The following is a 21,461-nucleotide window of genomic DNA, read 5'->3' as shown; positions in this document are numbered from 1 at the left end:
AACCTGCGAACGAAGCGGAGCGATCTCAGAAGCGAGAATTATAATCGAGCAATTCCGCAGCCGGTTGCTCCGCAGCGCAAGTGCGACCTGCTGACGATTTACTTCGGCACTTTCAATGTCAGTTCGTGCTTCTTGCCCTCGCGCCAAATCACCAATGGCACGGCGGTTCCGGGCGCGACTTCGTTGAGCGCGTACGCGAGCAAGTCGGTCTCGCGCGCAAACTCCTGGCCGTTAAACGAGACAAAAACGTCTCCCTTCAGCACGCCAGCTTCCTTGGCGGCGTTGTGCGGCGCGAATTGACCGACATGTTCGGCGCGCAGCACCCAATTGCTTTCGGGAAGTTTCAGTTCTTCGCGCACAGCATCAGGCATCTTCTTCAGAAACAGCCCGCCGAGCCCCATCCGCCGCAGTTGCCAGGTCGAGGCTCGCCAGGAAATATCGTCGAGCCGCTTCCACTTATCGGGCAAGTTGAGGTCGAGATTGATTTCCTTGCCGTCACGAATGACGATCGTCTTCACTGCTCCGCCGCTGGCCGGTGTGTGGTGCAGCACCCATTGCACATCGGCGATCGAAAGGGGCGTTTGGCCTTCGATCTGATGAATCTGATCGCCGGCAAGGAAGCCTGATTTTTCAGCGAGCGAATTGGGCTCCACGCGCGTGATGGTCGCGCGCTGCCGAGGATTCAAGATCAAGCCGACGGCCTTTGGGTGCGGGTAAGGAAACAACACGTCGTCGGGAAAGGCGACCTTGGTGCTGCGGACTTGTTGCTTGATCGCATCGCCGATTTGATGACAGTGGATGCAACTCTGCACCACGTTTCCTTGGTAATTGATCGACGAACCATACTTTCCGGCGAGCAGCGGAAATTTCTCCGGCGCGGCAAACAATGGTTCCGGACCGCGCTTGGCGGCGAGCGATTTCTTAGTGGCCGGATAATCGCGGTGTAAGGTCAACGCCCCTTCGAGGGCCGAACTCAGCCCCTCGATCGAAACATCGTCGGCGTAGAGCGTTTGATCCGATCGCGTGCCATAACGGCCATAGATCGTGCCGTCGGCATTGAGCATGAACACGGCATACGACTGGTCAGTGTCGAATTGAAACAGCGACAGATCGAGGCCGTTGGCGGAGATCACGCGCACGCGGACAAATTTTTCCAACTGCGGCCGAAGCTTGGGATCGGACTCGACGAGCTCATCGTCGAGCTTCACGCAGTGCTCGCATGGCAGGCAGCGGAGCACGACCAGCAGCGGCTTGCCGGTTGCTTTGGCTTCGGCAAAACCTTTGGCTAGATCATTGTAGATCCAAAAGCCGGTGGCTTCGTACTTTTCTTTGTCGCTGCGGACTTTCTGTTCGCGCGTTTGTGCGGAAGAAATAGAAAAGCAGCCGCCGAGCAGCACAAGCGAAGCAAGCAACGTGCGAAACATAAGAGCCTCCAAAATGTTCCTGGCTAAAAGCTGGGTGGTGTGATTATGGAGTTCCGTTTGCAGGCCGGCAACTTCTATCAGGACGACGGACCATTGGTCCGTCAGAAGCCGCAATTGCGCGACGTTCGGCATAGTGCCCGCCGCGGGAGCGGACCAATGGTCCGTCCTACGGGGATCGAGACAAAGGCTCGTGAAAATGAGAGACTACAGACTTGCTCCAGTTCGCATCCTTGCGTGTGAATCATCATGTACGACCCCCTCTCGGTACTGCTGCAAAATACGGAATCGCGCTATTGGCAGGTGACACTGCAGCACCGCCAGTCCGCGAAATCGAACGGCGTGCGGTTCAGCTTGCCAGTCGACTGGTCGCAGGGGCAAATCGTTCATCCGCAAGATGACGTAGGCTTGCAGCAATGTTTGCATCCACTGCTGCTCGGCGCCGAATCATCCGTCGTGTGCGAATTTCGCGCGCGGCAGGAGCTCAACGAGTGGCGTTGGTTTCGGCTGCGCGTGCAAATCGAAATCACGGACGAGAGCAGCCCGACGCCGCCGCAACTTCATTGCTGGGCGAGTGAGATCACGCGGCAGAAACGGGCCGAGCAGTTGCTCGCGCTGCAAAGTCGCATCGTGCAGCAACTAGCCAGCGGCGAACAGCTGACCAAGGTCCTAGGCGAACTCGCCCAGGGAGTCGAAGCCAATTACGTGGGAGCCGCCGTTTCGCTGCTCGGTGTTGCCCCCGATCGCAAGTCGTTGCGACACCTGGCTGCGCCGAGCTTGCCGAGCCACGTGACAGCGCGGATCAATGGCTTGCCGATTGGGCCCACGATTGGCGCGTGCGGCAGCGCGGCGGCGCTCGGCGAACGTGTGATCATTCCCGATGTTTATCTCGATCCGCGGATGCAGGGATTCGAATCGCTGGCGCAGGAGACCGGTATTCGCAGCGTCTGGTCGCAGCCCATCATTGGTGCGGCGGGAGAGGTGCTGGGGACGCTCGCTATTTATCGCTTGCAGGTCCATTCGCCGAGTTCTGATGAGATTGAACTGTTGATGCTGGCTGCCAATCTCGCGGCGCTCGCGATCGAAAACAGCCGTCGCATCGAACAGTTGCTGCACAGTGAGTTGCGATTCCGCGAGTTGGCCGAAAAAGCCCGGCTCGTGCCCTGGGAAGCCGAGCTCGGCGAAGATCGCTACACCTACGTTGGGCCGCAGGCGCAAGAGATCTTTGGTTATCCGATCGAAGATTGGTACGTCCCGGGTTTTTGGTACGGCTTGGTGCATGCCGAAGATCGTGAGCGCTGCCTGGCCGAGTACTTTGTGCACTTGGAGAAGAGCGAGCACTTCGAATCGGAGTACCGCATTCCGGCGAAGAACGGCGAGATTGTGTGGGTGCATGATTACGTGACAGTCTTTCGTCGCGACGGCAAGCCATATCGGCTGCGCGGCTATCTGGTTGATATCTCGCAACGCAAGCAAGCCGAAATTGCGCAGCGGGCCAGCGATGCCTTGCTCGATGCGGTGATGAAGAGCTTGCCGTTTCGCTTGTGGGCGGCTGATCCTGAAGGGCGTGTGATTCTGCAGAATCCGGTTTCGCTCCGGCAGTTCGGCAACGTCTGCGGCATCAAAGTGAAGGATATGAAGCTGCCGCCGGCGATCGCCGCGCAGCACGAGAGCTTTGTGCAGCGAGCCCTGGACGGCGAAATCGTGAAGTCCGAAATATCGCACGATTTCATGGGCGTACCGCAGGTTGATCAATGCCTCGTCGCGCCGATTCATTTGGGTAAATCGATCATCGGCGTGCTCGGTTGCGACATCGATGTAACCGAGCAACGCCGCATCGAAGGGCTACTCCGCAAGTCGGAAAATCAACTCCGCACGCTGCTGCAATTTGCGCCGGACCTGGTACTGCAAGTGCAGCGCGATACTTCGATTGTGTATTGCAACCGCGTCACGCCCCCCGCGCGACCGGAAGATGTCGTCGGTACGAAATGCGTCGACTGGGTCGATTCGGATTACCGACACATTGTGGAATCGGCTTTTCAGCAAGTGTTCGACGGCCGTCAGCCCTGCAATTACGAAACGTTGTCGAGTCGCGCACCAGGAGGCAAGAAATGGTGGTCGGTCCACTTGGCCCCGATCATCGACGGCGAGCGGGTGGAATCGGCGATCATGATTGCCCGCGATATTTCCAATCGCAAAAAAATGCAGGCCGATCTGGAGGATCGCGAGCAACGCTTCACGCAGTTGGCCGACGCGACCGATCAGGGCTTTTGGTTGGTTGGTTTGAATCCCGAACGCTTGCTGTATGTGAACCCCGCCTTGACGCGCATGTGGGGCTTGTCCGAAGACGTGTTCTACAATGGTGTGCGCGTGGGCGAATCATGCATCATCGCTGAAGATCGTGAGCGCACGCGAGTTGCCTTCGACGCGTGGCTGAGCGGCGAACGATCGAACTACAACGTCGAGTATCGCATTCGCCGTCCCGATGGCCAGCTGCGCTGGGTGCATGATCATGGGGCAAAGATTTTTAACGGTCGCGGCGAGCTCTATCGTGTCAGCGGCATTGTGCGCGATGTAACCGAGCAAAAGCGGGCCGAAGTAATTTTGCGAGACAGCGAGGAGCGCTATCGTCTGCTGGCCGAGAATTCGTCGGACTTGATCATGCGGCTCGATGCCGACGGGCTGTGCTTGTATGCGTCGCCGGCCAGCAAACTGCTGCTTGGTATCGATCCGCGGGAAATTAAGTCGAGTCGCATCTTCGACGAGCGCGTCCACGCCGACGATGCGCCGCGGCTGGCCGGCATTCGCGAAGCGCTCGCCGAGCGCGGCAAGACGATTTCGTTGACCGCACGGTTTCGCAATGCCACGGGTGAATATCGGTCGCTCGATTTGCAGGCCAAAGCCGTGCTGCAGGCGATTCCGGCGTGGGGAGCGGTCGATACCGCATCGCAAAAAGCACCCGAGTTCGAGCTGCTCCTCACCGTGCGCGATGCCACCGATCGCGTGGCAGCCGCTCGCCGTTTGCGACAGCGCGAAGTCGATCTGGCCCACGCCGATCGCATCAGCACGATGGGTCAGATGGCAGCCGAACTCGCGCACGAGTTGAATCAACCACTCTACGCCATCGCTAATTTTGCCACCGTGTCGGCCGATGCTCTGTCGCACGTCGGCGATTCGCCCGAAGCTCTCGGCAAGGCGCAGCATTGGCTCGCCGAGATTTCGCGCCAGGCCCGGCGCGCTGCCGATGTCATTCGCCGCGTCAATTCGTTCGTCCGCAAAGGCGAACTCGATCCCAGCACCTTCGACCTGACCGAATGTGTCCGCACGCTCGAGCCACTACTCGAAGTCGCCGCTCGAGGCCATGAAGCCACCATTCGCTACGAACTGACCGAGCCGCTGCCGCAGATCCTCGCCGACCGCACGCTCATCGAGCAGGTGATCGTCAACCTGGTTCGCAACAGTGCCGAAGCCATGGATGAAGCGCCCGCCGACGAACGGCAGATTTTAGTGAGCACTTACCGCGAAGGCGCCGGCGTGGGACTTTCGGTCACTGACACTGGCCCGGGCTTGGAACCGGAAGTAGCCGAGCGACTCTTCGAGCCCTACTTCACCACCAAGGAAAACGGCAGCGGCATGGGCCTGCCCATCTGCCGCGGCACGGTCGAAGCCCATCAAGGAACCATCAGCGCCGCCCGCAACCCACAAGCAAATACCGACGGCAGCCACGGCGCGCAATTCCGCATCTGGTTGCCAGTGGTGGAATAGACTCCGCTGCTACTTCCGCCTCTTCCCCCCGTCTCTCGTCTCCCGCCTCTCGCCTCCGTCCGCCGCCCCCGCTTCCTTCTTCGCTCGCTGACCATTGATAAACCGCACCATCTCTTCCGGCAGCGGCAGTTCGAACTTCAGCAGTTCGCCGGTCTCCGGATGTTCGAAGGCCAGCTTGCGAGCATGCAGCGCGATGCGTGACGCGGGCCAATGACGGTGCTCGGCCAGATCGGGCAAGTAACGCGGATCGCCGAGGACAGGATTCCCTTCTTCGGCAAAGTGAACGCGAATCTGATTCCGCCGGCCGGTTTCGAGCCAGATGGTGATCAACGACGTATCGAGCAGCGGCTCGGCGAGTTTGAAGTGCGTGATCGCCAGTTGGCCCACTTCTTCGTCGTCGGTCGAGAAGCGATTGAGATCACGATCGGTAGCGAGCAAGCTACGGATCGTCCCTTCCTTCCGTTTCAGATGGCCGGCGACAATGGCAGCATATTCGCGCTCGGGCTTGTGCAGCGCGAACTGATCGCGAATGGCTTGCGAGATTTCCAAGCTCTTGCCGAACGCGAGTAGGCCGGAAACGCCGCGGTCGAGCCGATGCGCGTTGAACGCCGCTCGCACGTGTTTGACGTGGCGGACATACTCGCTCACTTTGTCGAGCAACGTGTTGGTTTCGCCCTTCTTAGTCGGCACGGTGAGGAGGTGGGCCGGCTTGTTGACGACAATCACCTGCTTGTCTTCATAGACAATCTCAAAGCCCAGGTTCTGCCGCGGCTTGTTGATCGGATGGTACCGCTGACTGGCGTGATACGTCAGCTCGATCCGATCGCCGGCCATCAGTCGCCGCGCCGCTTCCGGGCACGGCAAGCCGTTGACTTTCACGCACTGATGATCAAACAGGCCGTTGATCTGCGAACGCGACAAGCCGCAGAGCGTCTGCACCGCACGATCGGCGCGATCGCCTACAAAAGGAGAAGCTTCGTCAATATCGAGATGTTTCACGGTGGCTGGCATGGCTTGATTCTATTCAAAGCCTGCCGAGATGCCTAATGGAGGTCACCAACCCGAAACAATTGCCGCACTGGTCCAATAAAGTGTAAAGAGCGTAACGAAAACTTGCGCGACGATGGCCAGGGCGAGCAGTCCCGCATGGAGCACCGGCAAGCGGGCAGCGATCGCCGGCCGCTGTCGGGCTGCGAGTGGGCAACGTAAACGCCACAGGTTTTGAGCGATTCGCGCCACGCAGGCGATCGAGAGGAGCACTATGGGCATCGTCAGCATCTCCATCAGGCCGCGTGCGAAGTTCCAGAGAGAACTCCCAAAACGAAAATGGCTTTGCGTCAGTTGAACAAACACGCCAACGATCGGCAGGGCGGCAATCACCAAGGTGAGGAGCAGAGGAATCGGACGTTCGTGCCAATAGCTGCCGAAGGGGAGTAACGGTGAAATTTCCGATTCCGCCGCGGGTCGCGGCCCCGAGTCGCGCAACAGGAAGACGACGGCTGCCGCAGTGAAAACCGCAACGATCAACAGTAAATTACCGATGTAATAAGGAACGAACAATTTTGATTGGCGATGGGGATAGATTTGCCACATCAGGGAATCGGCTTGGAGATTGAGATAAATCAATCCGCCGATCAGCGCGATCCATAAGGCGACGAGAAACCAACGACTGGCGCGATGTTGAGTCTTCAAAACCAGCCAGCCTGCCACCCAGCATGTTGCCAGCAGGAGAACCGCCACATAGCCGATCACGTGAAATGTGCCCCACTCCTGAGTGTTTGGCGATTGAAGCGGAAAGGCCTGGCCGCCCCAATGCGTTGGGCGGTTGTGCTGCACGCCGGTAATCGCGACGGCGACGAGATATTCCAATAGCCCCATGTCTCCTACGGTGAAGTAGACAGGGATCAGCGCGGCGAGAATCGCCAGCGATGAATAAACGAGCCTCTGTCGCCGATCCGCGCGAATTTCCGTGGCCTGAACTTCGGTTGCGGGTGCTGCTGAGATTGCGATCAAGAGTGTGAGCAACCAACCGCAGGTCGTGTTGTTCTGAAAGAAGAAAAAGAACTCCAATTCACCAAACCAGTCTTGGTACACCCGCTCGCAGATTTTCTCACCGGCAAAAAAGATCAAACTCAAGGCAACCGCGCAGCGCCAGCCAATCTCCCAGTTCCGCCGCGCACGACTCAGCGTTCTATCGGCTCGCCACCAATCGCGCGCTTGTTCGGCGAGACCACAGACGACGAGAAACGTGACAGCCGCTCGCCAGGCATCGCTCCAGAGGCAGTTTGGTGCGTTCCATGCGCCCAAGAACACGCCGATCGCGGTCATGATCAGCAAGAGCGTGCGCAGTGTGTAGCGCGGCTGGAGACGCTGCGATAGGGAGGTGGGGAGATCGGCAGATTCAGGCGAATTCATAGTTGTGCTGGTGATTCGCTGCTGACTGCCAAATCTTGTCGCGGATTTCACTCACTGGCTGCACTACTCAGCAGCGATCGCGTCCACTCGCTAGTCGCCGCTTGGCGAACTTGTTTGCCGCGGCCGTCTTTGTCGGTCAGTTTCGCGCCCCGTTCGAGCAGCAGCGTGATGATGCCGGCTTGCTGTTCGCGGGCGAGATCGGTGCCGCCGCCGGCGCGACCGGTGGATTGCACGGCGAGGTGCAGCGGCGTGGAACCGGCTTTGTTGGCCAGGCGGGCATCAGCGCCGCCATCGAGCAGTGCGCGGACGGCGGGGAGTGAACGCGTGCGCACCGCGCGATGCAAAGGACTCACGCCTGACTTGTCGAGCGCATTCGGATCGGCGCCGACTGAGAGCAAGTATTCGATCGTCTCGGCTTGGGCAGCCGGTTGCCAATGGTTGGTGTCGGCAGCGTAGTGCAGCGGTTCGGCCCCGCGACGATTCTTTGCCCGGCAATTGGCTCCGTGCTTCACGAGAAGCTTGGCGATCGACGGCCGAAAGGCAGCCGCGGCCATATGGAGCGCGGTATCGCCCGCGTAGAAGTAATGAGCGATCTCCGCGAAAAAATAATCGGCCGGTTCCTGCCGCGAGGCGCCGACATCGGCCACGGCCGTCGCCAGCGCAGGACTTACCTTCAATCGCCGAGAGACTTCGCCGAGTTCCGCGGCGACGACCTGCTCGACGAAAACAAAAAAGTCCGACTTTGCCTGGGCCATCGAAATCTCGCTCGCAGAGTGCAGGGGCTCGACGATTTGCGGGCTTGATTGTATCACCAACGAAAGACTTCCTCCTGAAATTGAGTCCCCGATGTCCAACCTCCGCCTTTCGCTACTCGTCGCCGTCGCTCGCAATGGCGTGATTGGCCTGCGCGGCGAACTGCCGTGGCGGTTGAGCAGCGATTTGAAGCGATTCAAGCAACTGACGCTCGGGCGGTCGGTGCTGATGGGGCGGAAGACACACGAGTCGATCGTCGCCGCTCTCGGCAAACCGCTACCCGGGCGAGTGAGTTTGGTCCTTTCTCGCAACGCAGCCGATCCACCGGCGCAGTTGCCGCGGGTTGCTGCTGATCAGCCCGGCGAAGTGGTTTATGTGCGCGACATTTCGTCCGCGACCCAACTTGCCCGCGACACAGCCGAGCTGTTCGTCGTCGGCGGCGGCGAGATTTATGCGACCACGCTGCCGCGGGCCGATCGGCTGTATTGGACCTGGGTGGAAGCGGAGCCGGCCGGAGATACCCATTTTCCCGCGGTCGATTGGTCGCAATGGAAATTGAAAGAAGAGACCCGCTACCCAGCCGACGGCCGCAATCAGTACGATACGACGTTTGCGATTTACGATCGCCTTTCCAAATAATTGCGCAGGATTCAGATCATGTCGGCTACCGAAGAACTTCTCGCCCTCAATCAAAAGCTTCTCACCGCCATCGTCAGCGGCGACTGGGCCACGTATGAATCGCTCTGCGATCCGTCGATCACCTGCTTTGAAGCCGAAGCCCGCGGCCAACTCGTGGCCGGCATGCCATTTCACAAGTACTACTTTGATCAACCCGGCACTCCGCAAAAGCCAGCCAAGGTCGTGACCATGACCCAGCCGCACGTCCGCCTGCTCGGCGACAGCGGCGCGGTGCTGTGCTACGTCCGCCTGAATCAGTCGCTCGATGCAACCGGCAGCCCGCAGACTTCCAAGGTCGAAGAAACGCGCGTCTGGCAAAAGATCAATGGCGCTTGGAAGCATGTTCACTTCCACCGTTCGACCAACAACTGACTGACGGTGCACTTGGGAATTGCTGCTACGTGACTTTGTCGCCGGATACTCTGGATCCGGCGCGAGGTGACGGCGCGGGTTGTCAGATTTCTGGTTGGCTGAACTCACCGAACTTGCTGGAATGTCGCTGGCGCTCATTCCAGCGGTTCTTGGCGTGTGACCGCCACCACCGAATATGGAATATTCGGCGACAATTCGGCCTGAAAATGACGAATGCGCAACGTTTGACGGCCAAAATGTCAACTTTCATTAGCCTCGCTTGGACGCGTAATTAGACTGAGAAACTCGCCAGCGAGGAGTGGCGACTTCTGACTCACGGACGGACTCATTCCGCGCCGCTATCTTGAGTCGCTCCATGTCACTGCCTCTGCCGGGCCGTTCGATTTCTTCGTCGTTAAGACCTGCGTCGGCAAAGCCCGAGTCGTTAAAACCTGCGGCGTCAAAGCTCACTCCGCGCGGGCTGCAATTCGAAACGCTCGAGATTCGCGCCACGCCGACGATTGCGCAAGTTGAAACGCAAATCATCGCCGAGCTGATGGAGCAAGCGCCGCGGGTCATGCCCGAGATCTCGACCGATCTGTCGCTGCTCGGCGCGAATGGCAAGTTCAGCGACTTGAGCTATGTCATGTCGACCGATGCCGGCGCCGTGCAGTTTCGCACGCACGCGGCTCGTATCGAAGCGCTCGAGATCGCCTATAAGTGGAACGATGCCAGCAATCCGTATCACCACGACGCGGCGCTGAAGGCCAAAGTGATGGCCGCGTGGACCTACACGGCGGGTTCGCTCGGCCCGATGACCGCGCCCAATTGGTGGCACAAGCAAATCGGCACGCCGCAAGTATTGGCGACGCCGCTCATTTTGTTTCACAGCGAGCTGAGCACGACGACCATCAATACCGTGCTGACCAAGTATTTCGGCCAATCGTGGACGAATCTCACCGGCGCGAACATGGCTTCGCAAGGGCCGCCCGCGCTGATCCAAGGCATTCTCACCAACAACGCGAGTCGCGTACAGACTGTGGTAAGTGCGCTGTCGAGCGAAGTCGTTGGCATGTCGGGCGAAGGGATCGGGCGCGATCAGTCGTTCCTGCAACATGGCAGCGGCTCGAAGTGGAACTTTGCCAGCGGCAGTTATGGAACGAACTTCGCCGTCGACGTCGATCGGTTGATGCGTTGGACGCAAGGCACCGAGTTTGCTTTTACTTCGGCTTCGATCGATGCCGAGCTGCGGTTTGTGCTCGATCATCTGCAGTACCTCACGCGCGGCGACAACATGGATGTGGCAGCCATGGGGCGTTCGGTGACGCGCGACAGTTCAACGCAACTCCGGGCGCAGCAGGTGTACGACGCCACGGTCGATTTGCTCAAGCTCGGCCGCCGAATGCCCGAGTTGATGGCCGCTGTCGATCGCTACGAGCATGGCGTGAACGACACGAATTTTCTCGCCGGCGATAAGAGTTTGTGGGTGACCGATGGGCTGCTGCACAGCCGAGAGGACATCACGGCCACGCTGAAGATGATTTCGACTCGCAGCCTGCGCCCCGAAACCGCCGCCGGTGAAAACAAGAAGGGATACTTCGAAGGAGACGGCATGCTGATGCTGCTCCAGGATGGTGATGAATATGGCGAGTTGGGCGAGCAAGAGATTTTTCCGGCGTGGGATTGGCAGGAGTTGCCGGGCACGACGATTCAGCACAACGGCGTGATTCCGAATTACGACGCCTTTGGCGGCGGCACGAACAGCTCGGGCTCGAGCAACCTGGTCGGCAGCGCGTCGGACGGTCAGTACGGCGTGGCCATGATGGATTACAAGCGCACGGGGGTGACGCTGACGGCCCGCAAATCGTGGTTCTTCTTCGATGACGAGATCATCGCCCTCGGCGCCGATATCGACGATGCGGCTGCGAAGTCTCCGGTGTTCACCACGCTGAATCAGGTGCTGCTCGACGGCGATGTCACCGTTTCCGATGCGGCGGGCCGGCGGACATTCGGCTTGGGTGGTTCGGCGACGTTGCAAGGCAAAAGCTGGATCGAGCAAGACCACATGGGCTATGTCAATCTCGACAGCTCGAGCAAGCTGACCGTGCAAGCCGCGACGCAAACTGGCGATGGCGTGTCGCTGCCGGTTTTCAGCGCGGTCATCGATCACGGGACGAAAGTGCAAAACGCCACCTATGCGTATGCGATGGTTCCCGATAAGTCGGCCGATGAAGTCGAGGCCTACACCAACAACTTGCCGTTCACCGTTCTTAGCAACACGGCGAATCTGCAAGCGGTTCGGCACAACGGTTTGAACCAAACACAGGCTTCGTTCTTTGCGGCGGGCTCGCTTTATCTCGATGCCACGACCAAGATCACCGTCACGCAGCCTTGCAATCTGATCATCAAACAGAACGGCGATCAACTGACGATCACGGCGGCGGATCCGCGGCAGTTAACCACGCCGATCGTGGTCGAGATCAATCGCCAGGTGACCGGCAGCGGCGCGACGTGGAATGCCACGACGAAAGTGACGAAACTTAGCATTGCTTTGCCAGCGGCGCCGAATGCGGGCTCCAGCGCGACGAAGACCTTCACGCTCGGTGCACCACCGGTTGTCGATCCACCACCGACCAGTCCTCCTCCTACCAACCCACCGCCGACGAATCCGCCGCCGAGCAATCCCACGCCGGTCAATCAGCCGGTGGTTTACGACGCAACCACGCGCACGCTCACGATCGCGGGCACGCCAGCGGGCGATCAGATTTCCGTCGGTAGCGATTCCGCCGGCAAGGTCACGGTGCGGATCAACAGCGCGAGCTATGGCCCGTTCACGAACGTCGCTAAGGTCGTCGCTTTCGGCCAGGCGGGCAACGATACGATCATGGCCCTCAACCTGCCGATCCCGGTCGAGTTCTATGGCAACGATGGCAACGACACGCTCTACGGCGGCAGCGCAGCCGATCTGCTAGTCGGCGGCGCAGGGGATGACAACGTCTACGGCTATGGCGGCAGCGATTTGTTGATCGGCGGCGGCGGGCGGGACTCGATCATGGGAGATGTCGGCAACGACCTGCTGATCGGCGGGCAATTGCGATTGGCTCCCGATAACTTCCTGCCGGCCTTCACCGCGGCGAATGTCGGCGCGAAGCCCTGGTCGGCCGAAAGCCAAAGCGTGCTCGATGCACTCTCAGCGGCGCTCGCGGCCTGGCTAGCCGCGCCGCAAGCGATGCCGACGCAACTCGGCACCGTGAACACAGATTTCCTCACCGACTCGATCGCCGACAGCCTGTTCGCTGGCGCCGGCAACGATTGGTTCTACGCTGCCGTGGTGCAAAAAGATTCCGTGCTCGATGCCGCGGCCGGCGATCGAACCGGAGAGTTGTAGGCTACTTCGGCGATGCCTTGAATTCATTCTGCGGCGTGGGGGCGACGCGGTTGATGATCAGGTTGTCCTTGAGCTTCTCTTTCCACTTCTGAATCGAGGTGGTGTTCGAAGCGAGGGGCTTTTCCGGCCGATACATCAGCATGAGGCCCGTGGTGCGGCGGAGCGTATCGAGCGCGACCACGCGCACGTCCACTTCGTTACTCTCGAGGCTCTTCACCATGATGCTCGCCACACCGCCGACCAGTTGTTCGTCGCTGGCGCCGAGCAGCATGTCGTAAATCAACCGAGCATTTTGAGGCCGTTGATTTTGGAGCGTGGCCAAAACTTTGCCGGCCGAGGCGGGGCTGCGCGAAATGGCCTGGCGGAGCGAATCGATGTCACCGGCCCAGTACGAATACTGCCGGGTGTCGTTCAGCTCGGCGAGGATGGCTGCGTATTCATCGAGGGCGGCGAGCGAGCGGGCGGCCAGCGAACGCACTTCCACCAGACGCCCCGCGGCTTGTTCATTGAGCGAAATATCGAGCGGCGAATCAAGTCGCAGATCGGCTTCCATCGAGAGCGAGGCGCGACGTTCGATATCCGACATGCTCTTGGCGTCGGTCCAGGCCGGCGGCTCGAACGGGCCGGCGTTGCGCGGAAATTCTTCGGCAATGTAAGTGGTCACGTGCATCGCGGGAATTTCGATGGCAGGTCCTTCGCTGGGCTTCCACATCACGCGGCCGCCGGTGGCAAACAGATCGACGACGCGAATCAGCGGGGCATCGGGCTTTTCGGCAGCAACACCTGGCGGCAGAAAGCGACGCACTTCGACGGCGATCGCAGCATCGGCATCGGCGAGCGAAACCACGCCGGTGATGCCGTTCAAATCGAGTTCGACATGGCCACCCATCGCGCCGACCGAGGTCAGCACAAAGCGGCCATACTCGACGGTCATGCGAGCGTTACCAGCCTTGGCAGGCTTCTCGACGCGAAACGCCGACTCGCCGGCAAAGGTCGCCTGCACGCCCGAAGCGAGCGTGAGCTGCGGACGATAAGTCGGCAACACCACCAGTCGTTCGCCCGCATTGAGGAGCGAGCGCGGGGCCAGGCGATACCAGAGGGTCATGTTGTTCTTGGGATCGACGGCCAGCCGAGCGAGGACTTGCTCATCGGAAGTGAAGCGGCCGACGTCGACCATTTCCGAAGGATTGGCGGGAATGACCGGCGGCGGCGGCACGGGCAACGGCGGCTTGTCGGTGGGCTTCACCGGGTCGACGGGCTTGAGTGCAACCGGGTCATCGCCGGGGATCGATCCTGGCACGGGAACCGGCAGCGGCGGTACTTCAGGCCGCGGCATCGGCTCGGGCGGAATTGGATTCGACGGCAATTCGGGCGGCATGGGTGTGACCGGTGGCACCGGCGGCAACCCAGGCGTGAGCGTCTCGCCAGGAACCGGCCGCACGTCCATTGGATTCGGCATGGGGACCGGCTTCGGCGGTCCGGGAATCGTCGCGGGAACGACTGGATTTGGATTTGGATTTGGATTCGGAACTGGAGTGGGATTCACCGGCGCGACGGCGACTTCGGGCCCCATACCCATCATCTTCGCGATAGGATGCGTCTTATCGAATGGCCCCATCGCTCGCAGCACGGCAATCGCCAACAGAAAGATCGCGGCAATGGCTGCCCAACGAATCCAGGTCGAAGAACCTCGACTGGCCCGCAGATAATCGGGAACCTCGAGCTCCTTGGGCATGGGCGGCGCGACGGGCTCGGGCGCTGCTGCCTTGCCGTTGTCGCTGGGAACAGCAAGCATCGAAGCCGAGGTCGACGCAGTCGATGGCTTGGGGGGCAGCGGCGGAGCGCCGGTCCCCGCCGTTGTCGCCAGCACGTCGGTGCCATTCGAGGCATGGGCGCCGTCGATGCGGTTCGGCGCGGCGAGGCGGGCTGCTTCGGCTGCGCTGGCGAGGGCGTAGATTTTTTCGCGGATCGCGGCCGGCACTTCGGCGGGCTTGTTCAGCACCATGGCCAGCACTTGATGGCAGGAGGCAACCTCGGCCAGTTGCACGTCCGATTCCAAGCACAGCCGTTCAAACTCACCGAGCCGTTCGGGGGCGAGCGAACCATCGAGATACTCGGCGACCGAGTTGGCGTCGCGACCGAGACCCTTCCCCTCGACCTTCGGCGCGCCCATCCGCAACTTGCGGCTGATGCTGCGGATCCGCATCACCAAGCCCGAGGCGAAGTCGCTCTTCTCGATCTTCTCGTGCAAGACCTGGGCATCGGCGGGTTCCAACACGTTGTCGAGATAGGCCAGCAGGGTAGCTAATGTGAGTCGCATGGTGGTCGAGCCTCAGGCGGTCGATTCGGGCTGTGATCGTTTGTCTAAGGGTAATAGTGCGGTCGGACGCCGGTTTTCGTACAGAAATCTCCAAAAACGATGTACATGCCCATCAAATGGGGTAATTTATGCACACTAATTTGCGTTACCCGGGCACATTTGAGCTATGAAACGCGAATCCTACTCACCCCTGATCGTCGCTATCGCTCTGCTGCTCCTGCCGATCGTGTATGTGGGGAGCTATTTGACGCTGGTCGTGCCAAGTGCTTTCGTGACGCTCACTAGGTCGGCTAATCGCGGCAACTATCGCGTGGCCAGCGCGGTCTGCAGCCGAATTTTCTGGCCGCTAGAAAAGATCGACCGGAAAGTGCGGCCGCAGGCGTGGGATGACATTTCGGAATTCCTCTCCCAACCTAAGCCGATGCCCTAACTAATAGCAGCTGTCTCTGCAGTTCTGATGGATGCCAAAAATTTCCGCCACTCCCGCCAAGATCCACCCGCCGCACGCGAATAAAGGCTTTGAGGGACAGAGTTGGCTATGAAATCGGACGTGCCCTCAGAGAGCCGTCCGCAGCGATAGGAGCAGAGGCATGTTTGGAGATCCGAATTGGTTCCGGCCGAAGACGGTGGGCTGGGGGCTGAAACCCATCACGTGGCAAGGCTGGGGTTACGCGGCGACGTGGATCGGCGTGATCACGGTGCCGTTTCTGCTGATGCTCTCGTGGCACATGCCGACGCAATCGCTGGTTTGGCTGGCGGTGATGTCGGGCGGGCTATTTTATGATGTGCGCGACATCCGCAAGCAGATTCAGCGAGCGCAGTTTCAAGCCGCTGCGCCGCCACCGGTTGCTGCCGATAAAGATGTGCTCTACATCGGCGATTCGGATTCTGGCACCCGGCCGCTGGCGACGCGGAATTATTCACTGAAGCTGAAGTAAGTGTAGCTACACGCGCCGCGTGGTGATTCGCCACGCGGAGCGTGACGACTACACTAGCAAACTCTTCAACAGATCGACCGTCGCGTGAATCGCGACGGGATGGATTTCGTGAAAGCCGTTGAACTCGAGATACTTCGGCTGGCAGCCAGCCGCGAGCAGCACGTCGCGCAACGCCTGGCCTTGCGATAGATCCAAAATCGGATCGCGCCGGCCGTGCGATTGAACGATCTTAGTATTCACGAGTCGCGCGGCTCGCTCCTTCCATTCGGCTTCGCAGATCAGCGCGCCGCTATAGATCACCAGGCCAGCCGGCGGCTCGGGCAACGTCATGGCGGCATCGGTGGCGATCATCGAGCCTTGCGAAAAACCGCCGAGGACGATTTGATCGGCTGACAAGTTCCACCGCTGGCGAACTTCGCCGACCAGTTTGCAGAGCATTTGCGTCGCTTCGGCCATGCCAGCTGGGCGAACGGTGCGAAAGGCGCGCTGAACTTCGGGCGTAGGTTGATTCAGCAAGCGATCGAGATCGATCCACCACCAGGCGCGCCCACCCGGCAAACCCCGATCGTCGAGCGCAAGGACGGCGGCGGGAAAAATGACGGCGATCTCTTCGGCTTGCTCGCCCACCAGTTCCAGCAGCGGTTCGGCGAGACCGAGCAAGTCTTCGCCCGACGCGCCGAAACCGTGGCACAGCACCATCGCCAATCGCGGCGTTTGTGTTTCGCTGCGCACCACCACGCAATCGAGCCCACCATACATCACGGGTTCGGCAATCATGCTGACGGCTCCGTATCGGTTTTCGGGGCAGTCGGTAGAGCCGATTCGGTGGTGACCTCGATCGTCGTAGTCGTGATTTCGACCGTGGCAGCGGCGACAGCAATCACTTCCGTCGACGCCGGTTCAGCCGTAACCGCAGGGCGTGGGGCGAGGGGAACAAGTCGGCGCGGGCCATCGCCGACGAGCTTCATCGGCACGGCGGGATTGGTGTTGTTCTTGCCGCAGCGGCAAAACTGCGTGGTCGCGGCGCCGTCGGTGCGGACCTTGGCCCCGCATTTGGGACATTCCCAAATCCGCCGCAGATCGTATTTCAGTCGCTCGAAAGGACCCTTCATGCCGCGCTACTTTCGCCAGGTGGGACAGTCGTCTTTCACTCCGGCGAAAGAACGCGTCTGCTGATTCATCCCTGTCTTATAGCGCGCCAGATGAGCAGGCGACAAGGAGGCGCAGAGCGACTACTCTATCTCGGCCGAGTGCATCGCTTCGCCCAAAGAAGCTGCGGAGCCTTCGCCGTGGGGCTCGACCAGACGCTGCCAAGCCCATTCGCCGCTGATGAGATCGGTGACCACGATCGCCACAATCGTGTTCGTGGCGCTGTCGACCAGTTCGTGCCGGCCGTCGGTCAATTGCCAGCGCAGAGCCGGCAGCTGCTTGCTCAGTTCGCCATGCTTTTGCATGAAGGCCTTGCCAGTGGCCAGATCCATCGTTTCGACATACTGATAGACCCGCTCGAGGCAATTGGTCGCGACACGGTCGCCACAGAATTCGTAGATCGCTAGGGCCTGCGGTTCGCTGCCCACCAATTGGCCAAGAAAAATGATGTATTCGATGTTCTGCGTGACGAGCAGTTGCGTCTTGTCGAACGGTCCACCGTGAAAGGCAGCTTGAAAATTGAGGTCGGACATGGCCCAGATCCGAGCGAGTGGCGAGCGCGATGCCCTACAACTTAGCCGTTTTGGGCCGCGGCTGACTATTGCAATTTTCACTTTGCGAAAACTTCATCTCCCACGACAGGGGGCCGGCGAACCTGCGAAGATAGCGAGGCCTGAAATTCCCTGCGCGACACACTTTCTTTTGACAGGACGAAACGGTTGTGTTGACCGTCTTGCTCACGCTGCTAACCGCTTTGGGGCTGGTATTCACCGTGGTGCTGGTACGCCAAGCGATCGCGCGCCAACAGCTGTCCCTTCACTTCGAAGCCCTGGTCCTCGGCGCGGTGACTAATTTCTTCGACACGCTGGGGATCGGCTCGTTCGCGCCGACCACGGCCTGGCTGAAGTTTCGCAAGTTAGTTCCGGATAGCTTTATTCCGGCGACGCTCAACGTGGGGCACGCGCTGCCGAGCATCGCGCAGTCGGCGATCTTTTTGGTGATTCTGGGTGTGCATGTGGATCCAGTGTTGCTCGCCTCCTGCATTGGCGCTGCCGTGCTCGGCGCACTGGTAGGAACGCCGATTGTGGTGCGTGCGCCCGTGCGCGTGGTGCAAGCAACGGTCGGTGTGGCGCTAGTGATCGCGGCGATTCTATATGCGATGAAGAATCTGAACCTCGCGCCTGCCGGCGGTGACGCGACAGCGCTTGAAGGATCCTCGCTTTACATTGCGATTGCGGCGCACTTCGTGATGGGCGTACTCATGCCGTTTGGGATCGGCCTGTATGCGCCGTCGCTCATTGTGCTGAGTCTGCTCGGTCTCGATCTGCGGCTCGCCTTTCCGATCATGGCGAGCTCTTGCGCCTTTCTCATGCCCTCGACCGGCTTTCGCTTCATCGCCTCCGAGCGCATCGACCTGCGAGTGGTGCTCGGTCTCGCCATCGGTGGCATTCCCGCCGTGTTGCTGGCGGCGTTCATTTTATGGGAGTTGCCGATCGACAAGCTCCGCTGGGGAGTCGTGATTGTCGTCCTCTACGCCGCGGTCGTTTTGCTGTGGTCGGCCATCGTGGGTGAAAAATCGAAGTCGCCGGAGAAGGGCAGCTTGTAGATCCGGCGTTACTTTTTCCCGTGGGCCGATTTGTGGTGGTTCGCGATATGGCCGATCACTTCGGCCCGCGCTTCGGAATCGGTCGTCTTGGGATCGGCATTGGCAAATTGATCGCAGAGCGGGCAATACCATTCGCCCCAGTAGCCCGGTCGACCCAGCATCAGTCGCACGGGATAGGAGACAAACCCAAACTCAATGGTGTACTGATCTTGTTGAAACGGCTTCGTCATGCACTGCGCCTCCGAAAGATTCGGAGCGAGGGGCCAAAACTGATCAGCGGCCCGCAGCGAATAGATATTGAGATGCAATGTGATACGAATGGGTACCAAAAGCAATCGTTTAAAATATCGCCCTGTCGACGCCAATCTCCGGTAGGGCGAGGCTCCTGCCGAGCCGCCGAGGTGGAATTGCGAAGGCCGTTGGCGACTGCTTTCGACCGGCGCGGCTCGGCAGGAGCCTCGCCCTCCCGAGTGTACGCGCCAATGTGAAGTGCCGAAATGCGCGGACCGAAGTTGTCCTATCGCGCGCGTCTAATTGGTGAGTGCTACCAGTGCGCGCAGGCGGCAGAAGGCGTTCGTTCTGTCACGTAGTGAGCTGTTGTGAACGTGTTGTAATTGTTGTGAGATTTAAGAGCCTGTTTTCTGTAAGGCGATAAGGCACATGGATTTGCGGGGATCAGAAAACTCAACACACTGTTGTAAAAAGCCGCTCGACTGGGGTGGCAGTGGTTGCGGCGGGTGTTGTTTTTGGCGTGGGCTTTTGCTGGAAATCGTCAGGCGGCTGCAGTACGATACGTCCGCACTTGAGAAACCTCCCCTCCGCAAACATAGGCTCGCCATGAAGACTTTGCTGGCTGCATTTCTGTTCGCTGCTACTGCTGGTGTGTTGTTCGCCGCCGAGCCGCAGCTGACGGTGGAGAAGTCGGATACGGGCGTGGCCGTGAAGATCGATGACAAGCCGTTTGCCACCTATGTCTTCAAGTCGCGGACCAAGCCCATTGTGTGGCCGATCCTCGGGCCGACCGGCAACGAGATGACGCGGTCTTGGCCGATGAAGGACGGTGTTGAGGGGGAGAAGAAAGACCATCCGCATCATCGCTCGTTCTGGTTCACGCACGGCAATGTGAATGGCGTCGATTTTTGGGCCGAGACGGCAAAAGTGCAGGGGCAGATCGTTCATAAGGAGTTGATTGCCGCCGAAGGTGGCAGCGTGGCAACGATTTCGACACGCAACGAATGGGTTGGTCCCGATGGCAAGGTGATTTGCCAGGACGAACCAACTTTGAAGTTCGGCGCGAGCGAGGATACCCGTTGGATCGACTTTGCGACCAAGGTGACCGCGATCGCCGACGAAGTGACATTTGGTGACACCAAAGAAGGGGCCTTTGGCGTGCGAGTGGCCGAGACGATGAAGGTGGAAGCCAAGAAGGGTGGCAAGATTGTGACCAGCGAAGGGCTGACCGACGCCGACGCCTGGGGCAAACCGGCCAAGTGGGTCGATTACCACGGCCCGGTGGGGACCGAAACGCTGGGCATCGCGATCTTTGACCACCCCAGCAGCTTTCGCCATCCCACGACCTGGCATGTGCGGACGTACGGCCTGTTTGCTCCTAATCCCTTTGGCCTGCATGACTTCCCGGGAGGCGCCGGTAAGGACGGCTCGCACAAATTCAAGAAGGGCGAGACGCTGTCGCTGAAGTACCGCGTGTATCTGCACAAAGGTGACGAGAAGGCGGGCAAAGTGGCCGAGGCGTATGAGAAATACATCGGCGGCTGACGATGATTGGGGCGCGTAGCCCGAAGCCATGCTTCGGACGAGCGGCACCGCGTCCACTTGATTGGCATGGTATCCCTCCGTCGAAGCAGGGGTTCGACCTACGGGATCCCGGCCGCAAATGTCACGGGCTGACGGAGTCGCGCCTTTTCGCGGCGGTTTCGGCGAATCGACCGGAACCTAACGGAATAGTGCGGGTTAATTAGTAACTCAGTTCCGGTGGGTGGCAGTGCGCCGACGATTGCTCGCGATTTCGCCTCCCGCGCTCGCAGTATTCAATTTTGGGGAGAAATCTCGATGTCGAATTCGTTCCGTATGTTGTGCCTGGCCGGCCTGGCCGCGCTCGTCGTTGTTGGCAGCCTGAACGCTCAGGAACAAAAGAAGCGTCCTGGTGGCGGTGGCCCGGGCGGTTTCGGCATGCGTTCGCCCACGCAACTGCCGGAATCGGTCAAGCTGACCGATGACCAAAAGGCCAAGCTCGCCGACATCGAAAAGAAGTACGCCGACAAGGTGAAGGCTGCCGCCGACAAGTCGAAGCTCACCGAAGAACAATCGGCCAAGCAACGCGAAGCCATGGGCAAGTTCCGTGACTCGGGCAAGTCGTTTGCCGAATTCCAAGAAGAAGTCGCCAAGTCGCTGAACCTGACCGACGACCAAAAGAAGGGCCGCGAAGAAGCCACCGCCCTCCGCGCCGAAATCACCAAGGAAGTCGAAGCCTTGTTGACCGACGAACAAAAGACCGCCCTCAAGGCCGCCCGCGAACAACGCGGTCGCCCAGGTGGCAAGGGTGGCGATCGCAAGAAGAACGACTAGTTCTTACGCTGCTCGTCGACGTGAGCCAATGGCAGTCGACAACAACTCAAACCTCTCCGCACTGCCGGGCCTTTCTCATGAAGGACCCGGC

18 protein-coding genes are annotated in these 21,461 nt (G+C 60.0%); 9 read left to right on the top strand and 9 right to left on the bottom strand.

From position 1 onward, the window contains the following. Positions 1-98: 98 nt before the first annotated feature. The gene (locus M9Q49_RS31485) at positions 99-1,424 is read right to left on the bottom strand and encodes a Trx7/PDZ domain-containing (seleno)protein (protein WP_254513283.1); all 1,326 of its coding nucleotides are present in this window, start codon (positions 1,422-1,424) and stop codon (positions 99-101) included. Positions 1,425-1,670: 246 nt separating this feature from the next. Between M9Q49_RS31485 and M9Q49_RS31480 the strand changes: the two genes are divergently transcribed. Beyond that, positions 1,671-5,186, top strand: coding sequence for a PAS domain S-box protein (locus M9Q49_RS31480; RefSeq protein WP_254513282.1), 3,516 nt, complete (start codon positions 1,671-1,673; stop codon positions 5,184-5,186). A 9-nt stretch (positions 5,187-5,195) separates the two neighbouring features. Here M9Q49_RS31480 and M9Q49_RS31475 read toward each other — a convergent pair whose 3' ends face one another. From M9Q49_RS31475 to M9Q49_RS31465, 3 genes are read right to left on the bottom strand one after another with little or no spacing between them, the layout of a single operon-like run. Further along, positions 5,196-6,197: an RluA family pseudouridine synthase gene (locus tag M9Q49_RS31475; RefSeq protein WP_254513280.1), complete on the bottom strand. Its 1,002-nt coding sequence runs from the start codon at positions 6,195-6,197 to the stop codon at positions 5,196-5,198. A gap of 42 nt (positions 6,198-6,239) precedes the next feature. Then, entirely contained in the window at positions 6,240-7,601 is a 1,362-nt protein-coding gene (locus M9Q49_RS31470; RefSeq protein WP_254513279.1) for a hypothetical protein, read from the bottom strand. 47 nt (positions 7,602-7,648) lie between these two features. Then, positions 7,649-8,356, bottom strand: coding sequence for an ankyrin repeat domain-containing protein (locus M9Q49_RS31465; RefSeq protein ID WP_254513278.1), 708 nt, complete (start codon positions 8,354-8,356; stop codon positions 7,649-7,651). A 91-nt stretch (positions 8,357-8,447) separates the two neighbouring features. On the opposite strand from M9Q49_RS31465, the gene M9Q49_RS31460 reads away from it, so the two are divergent. The 3 genes from M9Q49_RS31460 (at position 8,448) to M9Q49_RS31450 (ending at position 12,771) form a co-directional block, all read left to right on the top strand. Next, positions 8,448-8,993: a dihydrofolate reductase gene (locus M9Q49_RS31460; RefSeq protein ID WP_254513277.1), complete on the top strand. Its 546-nt coding sequence runs from the start codon at positions 8,448-8,450 to the stop codon at positions 8,991-8,993. Between the two features lie 18 nt (positions 8,994-9,011). After that, positions 9,012-9,404 carry a DUF4440 domain-containing protein gene (locus M9Q49_RS31455; RefSeq protein ID WP_254513276.1) on the top strand — a complete coding sequence of 131 codons (393 nt, stop codon included), beginning with the start codon at positions 9,012-9,014 and terminating at the stop codon, positions 9,402-9,404. 355 nt (positions 9,405-9,759) lie between these two features. Continuing rightward, complete coding sequence (locus tag M9Q49_RS31450; RefSeq protein ID WP_254513275.1) at positions 9,760-12,771, top strand: polysaccharide lyase family 8 super-sandwich domain-containing protein; 3,012 nt, start codon at positions 9,760-9,762, stop codon at positions 12,769-12,771. A gap of 1 nt (position 12,772) precedes the next feature. Here the strand turns inward: M9Q49_RS31450 and M9Q49_RS31445 are convergent, their stop codons facing one another. Continuing rightward, positions 12,773-15,091 carry a hypothetical protein gene (locus M9Q49_RS31445; RefSeq protein WP_254513274.1) on the bottom strand — a complete coding sequence of 773 codons (2,319 nt, stop codon included), beginning with the start codon at positions 15,089-15,091 and terminating at the stop codon, positions 12,773-12,775. A gap of 166 nt (positions 15,092-15,257) precedes the next feature. Here M9Q49_RS31445 and M9Q49_RS31440 point away from each other — a divergent pair, with 166 nt between their 5' ends. Both M9Q49_RS31440 and M9Q49_RS31435 read left to right on the top strand, forming a co-directional pair. Beyond that, positions 15,258-15,521 carry a hypothetical protein gene (locus tag M9Q49_RS31440; protein ID WP_254513273.1) on the top strand — a complete coding sequence of 88 codons (264 nt, stop codon included), beginning with the start codon at positions 15,258-15,260 and terminating at the stop codon, positions 15,519-15,521. A gap of 160 nt (positions 15,522-15,681) precedes the next feature. After that, entirely contained in the window at positions 15,682-16,029 is a 348-nt protein-coding gene (locus M9Q49_RS31435) for a hypothetical protein (protein WP_254513272.1), read from the top strand. 48 nt (positions 16,030-16,077) lie between these two features. On the opposite strand, the gene M9Q49_RS31430 is transcribed toward M9Q49_RS31435, so the two are convergent. The 3 genes from M9Q49_RS31430 to M9Q49_RS31420 form a co-directional block, all read right to left on the bottom strand. Continuing rightward, positions 16,078-16,806, bottom strand: coding sequence for an alpha/beta hydrolase (locus tag M9Q49_RS31430; RefSeq protein WP_254513271.1), 729 nt, complete (start codon positions 16,804-16,806; stop codon positions 16,078-16,080). Next, the gene (locus tag M9Q49_RS31425) at positions 16,803-17,141 is read right to left on the bottom strand and encodes a hypothetical protein (protein ID WP_254513270.1); all 339 of its coding nucleotides are present in this window, start codon (positions 17,139-17,141) and stop codon (positions 16,803-16,805) included. Before M9Q49_RS31425 ends, M9Q49_RS31430 begins: the two co-directional genes overlap by 4 nt. A gap of 120 nt (positions 17,142-17,261) precedes the next feature. Further along, positions 17,262-17,711 carry a hypothetical protein gene (locus tag M9Q49_RS31420; RefSeq protein WP_254513269.1) on the bottom strand — a complete coding sequence of 150 codons (450 nt, stop codon included), beginning with the start codon at positions 17,709-17,711 and terminating at the stop codon, positions 17,262-17,264. Between the two features lie 188 nt (positions 17,712-17,899). On the opposite strand from M9Q49_RS31420, the gene M9Q49_RS31415 reads away from it, so the two are divergent. Continuing rightward, positions 17,900-18,784 carry a hypothetical protein gene (locus M9Q49_RS31415; protein WP_254513268.1) on the top strand — a complete coding sequence of 295 codons (885 nt, stop codon included), beginning with the start codon at positions 17,900-17,902 and terminating at the stop codon, positions 18,782-18,784. Between the two features lie 8 nt (positions 18,785-18,792). Here M9Q49_RS31415 and M9Q49_RS31410 read toward each other — a convergent pair whose 3' ends face one another. Further along, positions 18,793-19,014 (bottom strand): hypothetical protein, encoded by a 222-nt coding sequence (locus tag M9Q49_RS31410; protein ID WP_254513267.1) that lies wholly within the window; start codon positions 19,012-19,014, stop codon positions 18,793-18,795. Between the two features lie 607 nt (positions 19,015-19,621). Between M9Q49_RS31410 and M9Q49_RS31405 the strand changes: the two genes are divergently transcribed. Both M9Q49_RS31405 and M9Q49_RS31400 read left to right on the top strand, forming a co-directional pair. After that, positions 19,622-20,560, top strand: coding sequence for a DUF6807 domain-containing protein (locus M9Q49_RS31405; protein ID WP_254513266.1), 939 nt, complete (start codon positions 19,622-19,624; stop codon positions 20,558-20,560). A 294-nt stretch (positions 20,561-20,854) separates the two neighbouring features. Continuing rightward, positions 20,855-21,370 (top strand): Spy/CpxP family protein refolding chaperone, encoded by a 516-nt coding sequence (locus tag M9Q49_RS31400; protein WP_254513265.1) that lies wholly within the window; start codon positions 20,855-20,857, stop codon positions 21,368-21,370. The last annotated feature ends 91 nt before the right edge of the window (positions 21,371-21,461 follow it).

This window comes from Anatilimnocola floriformis, assembly GCF_024256385.1.
Taxonomy (GTDB): Bacteria; Planctomycetota; Planctomycetia; order Pirellulales; family Pirellulaceae; genus Anatilimnocola; species Anatilimnocola floriformis.
This window is presented reverse-complemented; position numbering and strand designations above follow the sequence as displayed.

What these genes read in the sequence shown, in the direction of transcription:
- M9Q49_RS31485 (WP_254513283.1), bottom strand. Translation starts at nt 1,424, where the DNA reads ATGTTTCGCACGTTGCTTGCTTCGCTTGTGCTGCTCGGCGGCTGCTTT.
- M9Q49_RS31480 (WP_254513282.1), top strand. Translation starts at nt 1,671, where the DNA reads ATGTACGACCCCCTCTCGGTACTGCTGCAAAATACGGAATCGCGCTAT.
- M9Q49_RS31475 (WP_254513280.1), bottom strand. Translation starts at nt 6,197, where the DNA reads ATGCCAGCCACCGTGAAACATCTCGATATTGACGAAGCTTCTCCTTTT.
- M9Q49_RS31470 (WP_254513279.1), bottom strand. Translation starts at nt 7,601, where the DNA reads ATGAATTCGCCTGAATCTGCCGATCTCCCCACCTCCCTATCGCAGCGT.
- M9Q49_RS31465 (WP_254513278.1), bottom strand. Translation starts at nt 8,356, where the DNA reads ATGGCCCAGGCAAAGTCGGACTTTTTTGTTTTCGTCGAGCAGGTCGTC.
- M9Q49_RS31460 (WP_254513277.1), top strand. Translation starts at nt 8,448, where the DNA reads ATGTCCAACCTCCGCCTTTCGCTACTCGTCGCCGTCGCTCGCAATGGC.
- M9Q49_RS31455 (WP_254513276.1), top strand. Translation starts at nt 9,012, where the DNA reads ATGTCGGCTACCGAAGAACTTCTCGCCCTCAATCAAAAGCTTCTCACC.
- M9Q49_RS31450 (WP_254513275.1), top strand. Translation starts at nt 9,760, where the DNA reads ATGTCACTGCCTCTGCCGGGCCGTTCGATTTCTTCGTCGTTAAGACCT.
- M9Q49_RS31445 (WP_254513274.1), bottom strand. Translation starts at nt 15,091, where the DNA reads ATGCGACTCACATTAGCTACCCTGCTGGCCTATCTCGACAACGTGTTG.
- M9Q49_RS31440 (WP_254513273.1), top strand. Translation starts at nt 15,258, where the DNA reads ATGAAACGCGAATCCTACTCACCCCTGATCGTCGCTATCGCTCTGCTG.
- M9Q49_RS31435 (WP_254513272.1), top strand. Translation starts at nt 15,682, where the DNA reads ATGTTTGGAGATCCGAATTGGTTCCGGCCGAAGACGGTGGGCTGGGGG.
- M9Q49_RS31430 (WP_254513271.1), bottom strand. Translation starts at nt 16,806, where the DNA reads ATGATTGCCGAACCCGTGATGTATGGTGGGCTCGATTGCGTGGTGGTG.
- M9Q49_RS31425 (WP_254513270.1), bottom strand. Translation starts at nt 17,141, where the DNA reads ATGAAGGGTCCTTTCGAGCGACTGAAATACGATCTGCGGCGGATTTGG.
- M9Q49_RS31420 (WP_254513269.1), bottom strand. Translation starts at nt 17,711, where the DNA reads ATGTCCGACCTCAATTTTCAAGCTGCCTTTCACGGTGGACCGTTCGAC.
- M9Q49_RS31410 (WP_254513267.1), bottom strand. Translation starts at nt 19,014, where the DNA reads ATGACGAAGCCGTTTCAACAAGATCAGTACACCATTGAGTTTGGGTTT.
- M9Q49_RS31405 (WP_254513266.1), top strand. Translation starts at nt 19,622, where the DNA reads ATGAAGACTTTGCTGGCTGCATTTCTGTTCGCTGCTACTGCTGGTGTG.
- M9Q49_RS31400 (WP_254513265.1), top strand. Translation starts at nt 20,855, where the DNA reads ATGTCGAATTCGTTCCGTATGTTGTGCCTGGCCGGCCTGGCCGCGCTC.